The 1,962-nt window shown below is 67.0% G+C and carries 2 protein-coding genes; one reads left to right on the top strand and one right to left on the bottom strand.

The features are described from left to right. Nucleotides 1-537: hemerythrin domain-containing protein (locus tag VGB60_RS02325; RefSeq protein ID WP_331036670.1), on the bottom strand; the 537-nt coding region annotated here is incomplete at its 3' end. Nucleotides 538-756: 219 nt separating this feature from the next. On the opposite strand from VGB60_RS02325, the gene VGB60_RS02320 reads away from it, so the two are divergent. Next, a complete protein-coding gene (locus tag VGB60_RS02320) occupies nt 757-1,962 on the top strand; it encodes an acetyl-CoA C-acetyltransferase (protein WP_331036669.1) in 1,206 nt (401 codons plus the stop codon).

Here is a 1,962-nt window from a genome sequence, read left to right as displayed (position 1 = left end):
GCCCATCGGCGTATCCATCAGCGCCTTCTCGGTGTCGTCGCCTTCCAGCGTCAGGGTCTCGGCCGGCTTGCCGGCCTGGAATTCCTCCGTCGCCGACATCTTGCGGGCCCGCATGGCGTCAGCCAGCGCATCCATGTCGAGCCCGGCGGCGCGGGCCTGGGAGAACATGCCCTCAGAGCGCTTCTCCTCCTCCTCGACGTGGTGCTCGATCATTTCGGCCAGAACCTTGACCTTGGCGTCGTAGAACTCCTCGTCCGGGCCGCCGGCCTCGATCTCGTTGATCAGCAGCTTGGCGCTGTCGTGCTCGACGTAGGCTTCGTTCAGCAGGTCTTCCTCGATCTGGCCGCGGCAGGCCGGATAGAAGACCTCTTCCTCGAGAACCGTGTGGACCTTCAGCTCGAGGCAGGCCTGCTCGGCCAGGGCCTGCTTCTTCGACTTGGAGGTCGCCTTCTCGAACGCGGCGAAGATCTCCTCCACCTTGCGGTGGTCGGCCTTCAGCATCGCGATCGCGTCCATCTCTTCGTAGCTCTGGGCCATGGGAGTCCTCCGTTCATCTGGCTTCGCTGCACAAAGGGATGACGGTGCGAGGACGTTCCAGGCGAGGCGCCACTTGAGAGTCGTTCGCGCGACATTGCGTTCTGGCCCGTCAGGTACGGTTCAAACTCCCGGGAGCGCACCCGTTCTTACTTGACGTTGACGTAAACGTAGGCTTTCTGGCGGGCCACGTGATCCCGTCTTTACCGGAGACCCGCTCCCATGGCCGACGCCTACATCTACGACGCCGTCCGCACCCCGCGCGGCAAGGGCAAGAAGGACGGCTCGCTGCACGAGATCACCGGCCTGTCGCTGGCCACCCAGGTGCTGGAGGCGCTGCGCGACCGCAACGATCTCGACACCTCCAAGGTCGACGACGTCATCCTCGGCTGCGTCACGCCCGTGGGCGAGCTGGGCGCCGACATCGCCCGTACGGCCGTCCTGTCCGCCGGCTGGGCCCAGACCACGGCGGGGGTCCAGATCAACCGCTTCTGCGCCTCGGGCCTCGAGGCCGTGAACATGGCGACGGCCAAGGTGAAGTCCGGGGAGGCTGACTTCGCCGTCGGCGGCGGCATCGAGGCGATGAGCCGGGTGCCGATGGGCTCGGACGGAGGGGCATGGCCGGTCGATCCGTCCTCGGCCTTCCCGACCTATTTCGTGCCGCAGGGCGTGTCGGCGGACATGATCGCCTCGAAATACGGCTTCAGCCGCGACGACGTCGACGCCTATGCGGTCGAGAGCCACAAGCGCGCCGCCGCCGCCTGGGCCGACGGGCGGTTCTCGAAGTCGGTGGTGCCGGTCAAGGACCAGCTCGGCCTGACCATCCTGGATCGCGACGAGACGATCCGTCCCAACACCGACATGCAGAGCCTCGGCGCCCTGAACCCGTCCTTCGCCATGATGGGCGAGATGGCCTTCGACGCCGTGATCAACCAGCGCTACCCCGAGGTCGAGCGCGTCACCCACGTCCACACGCCCGGCAACTCGTCGGGCATCGTTGACGGATCGGCGGGCGTGCTGATCGGCACCCTGGAAGCCGGCCAGGCGCTCGGCCTCAAGCCGCGCGCGAAGATCCTCGGCGGCGCCTCGATCGGCTCCGAGCCGTCGATCATGCTGACGGGCCCCGAGTTCGTGACCCGCAAGCTGCTGGGCAAGCTGGGCATGACGACCGCCGACATCGACCTGTGGGAGCTGAACGAGGCCTTCGCCGCCGTGGTGCTGCGCTACATGCAGGCCTTGGACATCGACCACGCCAAAATGAACGTCAACGGCGGCGCCATCGCCATGGGCCACCCGCTGGGCGCCACCGGCGCCATCATCACCGGGATCGCGCTGGACGAACTGGAGCGGTCCGACAAATCCACCGCCCTGATCACCCTCTGCATCGGCGGCGGCATGGGCACCGCCACGGTTATCGAGCGCGTCTGA

This window comes from Brevundimonas sp. (assembly GCF_036399195.1).
Lineage (GTDB): Bacteria > Pseudomonadota > Alphaproteobacteria > Caulobacterales > Caulobacteraceae > Brevundimonas.
Note: the sequence above shows the minus strand (reverse complement) of the source record. Positions and strands in the feature narration are given on the sequence as shown.

Coding starts and splice junctions, on each gene's coding strand:
- VGB60_RS02320 (WP_331036669.1), top strand. CDS start 757: ATGGCCGACGCCTACATCTACGACGCCGTCCGCACCCCGCGCGGCAAG.